This is a genomic window from Wolbachia endosymbiont of Pentalonia nigronervosa, assembly GCF_014534705.1.
Classification (GTDB): domain Bacteria; phylum Pseudomonadota; class Alphaproteobacteria; order Rickettsiales; family Anaplasmataceae; genus Wolbachia.
This window is the reverse complement of the sequence record NZ_JACVWV010000115.1, coordinates 1-2,507: the sequence shown is the minus strand read 5'-3', so window position 1 is coordinate 2,507 and position 2,507 is coordinate 1. Positions and strand designations below refer to the sequence as shown.

Annotated in this window: 5 protein-coding genes and 1 pseudogene; 5 read left to right on the top strand and 1 reads right to left on the bottom strand. The window is 34.7% G+C overall.

Annotated features, from left to right (window positions below; genetic code table 11):
• The first annotated feature begins 100 nt into the window (after positions 1 to 100).
• The 5 genes and pseudogenes from IC220_RS06955 to IC220_RS06935 all read left to right on the top strand — a co-directional run bounded on the left by IC220_RS06955 (position 101) and on the right by IC220_RS06935 (position 2,317).
• Positions 101 to 610, top strand: coding sequence for a phage tail protein (locus IC220_RS06955; RefSeq protein ID WP_410543331.1), 510 nt, complete (start codon positions 101 to 103; stop codon positions 608 to 610).
• Positions 607 to 1,077, top strand: coding sequence for a hypothetical protein (locus tag IC220_RS06950; protein ID WP_188153723.1), 471 nt, complete (start codon positions 607 to 609; stop codon positions 1,075 to 1,077). The genes IC220_RS06955 and IC220_RS06950 overlap by 4 nt, the downstream gene beginning before the upstream one ends.
• Positions 1,064 to 1,528: a phage baseplate assembly protein V gene (locus IC220_RS06945; protein ID WP_188153722.1), complete on the top strand. Its 465-nt coding sequence runs from the start codon at positions 1,064 to 1,066 to the stop codon at positions 1,526 to 1,528. The genes IC220_RS06950 and IC220_RS06945 overlap by 14 nt, the downstream gene beginning before the upstream one ends.
• A pseudogene (locus IC220_RS06940) lies at positions 1,528 to 1,759 on the top strand (PAAR domain-containing protein). The gene IC220_RS06945 and the pseudogene IC220_RS06940 overlap by 1 nt, the downstream one beginning before the upstream one ends.
• Before the next feature lie 60 nt (positions 1,760 to 1,819).
• The gene (locus tag IC220_RS06935) at positions 1,820 to 2,317 is read left to right on the top strand and encodes an ankyrin repeat domain-containing protein (RefSeq protein WP_188153721.1); all 498 of its coding nucleotides are present in this window, start codon (positions 1,820 to 1,822) and stop codon (positions 2,315 to 2,317) included.
• Between the two features lie 9 nt (positions 2,318 to 2,326).
• On the opposite strand, the gene IC220_RS06930 is transcribed toward IC220_RS06935, so the two are convergent.
• On the bottom strand, positions 2,327 to 2,507 hold a 181-nt coding region (locus IC220_RS06930; protein WP_188152748.1), incomplete at its 5' end, for a transposase.

Here is a 2,507-nt window from a genome sequence, read left to right as displayed (position 1 = left end):
TATATCAAGATTGACACAAAATACTACAAAATTTTTGAACCACCATTAAAAGATTCTGTAAACATGGTCTGGAGAATTGAGGCAATAGAGGGTGTTTAATATTAACACTAGAAATAATATCAGTCAAATTACTAGTAATATTGATAATTATGGCTCAAAAGTCAGACTTGCAACTACAAGAGCACTGAATAAAACAGCACTTTGGGTAAAGGCACAAGCTGCTAAGGAAATCAGTAAGGAAAAGCAAATAAAGTTAAATCTGATAAGAAAGAGATTGAGGATTTTCAAAGCAAAAACAAGCAGATTGGATGTATTAATAAGAGCAAATTTATATAACATAAGAGCGTCATCTCTGGGAAAAATGAAACAGACAAGGACGGGTGCAAAAGCAGGAAAACATGAGTTTATAGGAGGATTTATAGCAGTTATGCCAAGAGGTTATAAAGGAGCTTTTAAACGTGAAGGAAAGACAGCACTGCCAATAAAAGAAGTAAAATTGCCACTTGAACCAGAAGCGTCAAAAATAATAAAGGATCTTGTAAGTTATGAAGTTGAAAAGGTATTTGGAAAGTTTTTTGAACGTGAGTTGAGCTACATTGCAAAAATATGAATTGGAAAGATTTACATAACGCAATTTGTACTACGCTGAAGAGGGAAATACCAGCGATACAAACCTGTGAAGTATATCCAACAATAAGGAAAGAATTAGTAGCGCCAGCAGTATTTGTGGAACTTAGTAGCTTTGAAAAAGGACGTGATCCTGGAACTGAAGAATTAGCTTTAAGAGCAAGATTTGAAGCAAGGATAGTAATTGATTCTACAGTAGAAAATGCGCCTATAATTGTGAGATCTCTAGCTGCTGAGGTTGCAAGGGTAATAAACAGAAATACATGGGAAATGAGTGTATCTCCGGCTGAGTTTGTATCAGCGGAAGTTGATGGATTTCGGCCAGAATTAGATGCATATATTGTCTGGTTGGTTGAATGGGCGCATGAAGTGCATGTTGGCCAATCTATTTGGGAAGAAGAGAAAATTAAACCACACATCATTGAAATTGGTGAAAATGTTAGAACATAGCTTCAGTATTGCAGAGTTACAAAGAAAATTAGCCAATGTTATCCGTATTGGTATAGTGAAAGAAATAGATTACGAAAAAGCAAAGGTAAGAGTGAAAGTAGGGGAGTTTTTAACTGATTTTTTACCATGGATAGCAAGTAGAGCCGGGGAAGAAAGAATGTGGGTACCACCAAGCATTGACGAGCAGGTAGTAATATTTTCACCACTTGGAGAATTATCACTGGGAGTAGTGCTTGCAGGAATATATCAACAGAAATATACTGCACCAGAAAACAAAAAAGAGGTAAATAGTTTTAAATTTGTGGATGGAACAAAGGTATTATACAATAAAGAAAATGGTCATTTAGAAGTTAATGTAATAGATAAACTAACATTGAAAGTTGGGGAATCAAGTATAGAAATGACAAAGGATAAAATAAAACTGAAAGCAAATAGGATAGAGCTAAATTAATGCCAGGAGTTGTCGGAAAAGGAGATCATTGTATGGAAGAAAGGCCACATTTTTGCGTCAGTGGAAGCAGAGACGTTTTGCAGGCAAGGAGATAGTTTTAGTGAAGAAAAAATATTAACTGAAGGATCGAAAATAGTATTTGCTAATGGCTATGGAGTTGGAAGAGTTGGAGATTTAGTATCCTGTGGTTCCAAGGTGATAAGTGGTAGCAGTGATGTTTTTTCGAGGTAAAGGAAAAATTAAACAAATTCTGGTTTTATATAAATCTTAGGTATGAGAGTAGGAGTATAAATGGCAAGTAATTCGAAAAAAGTCACACTATCCATAGTATATAGTATTCTATGTGTGTTTTGCTTTAGTAGTAGTAAAGCTTCAGCAGGTTTTCGGTGGGCAGACAGGGATCCAGTTGATAATTATGCTCATATAGCATATATTGCAGTAAAGCATTGTAACATAGAGATTCTAGAATTTTTAGTAGGAAACTTAGTAGATGTAAAGTATGGAGATGCTAATAAAACAACACTTTTACATTATTCTATGGGAAGAAGTTGTCAGAAAGTAAAAGAAATCTTAATAGAGAAAGGAGCAGATGTTAATGCCATTGAATCTGCAACCGGATTTACTCCATTACATAAAGCTGCGATGGAAGGTGATATAAGAGGTGTGAGGCTATTATTAGAAAAAGGTGCAGATCCTTATATAAAAGAAAAATTTAATGGACTTATGCCACTTGACCTAGCGATGAGTACATTAAGGCATTTAGAGGGGAAAGAGGCAAGTCCTAGGTAGTGTCGACATTTATTTTAACCAAAGATATATAGAAGCAATATGGACAAAAGATAAGAAAGAAATAGCTAATTTATCATAACGAGTAGCAACCCTACGAAAATTCTTGAGTTTATTGAACATTCTTTCGATGAGATTTCTCTCTTTATAAAGCTCTTTATCGTATTCTCTTGGTGTTTTTCTATTGGAACGT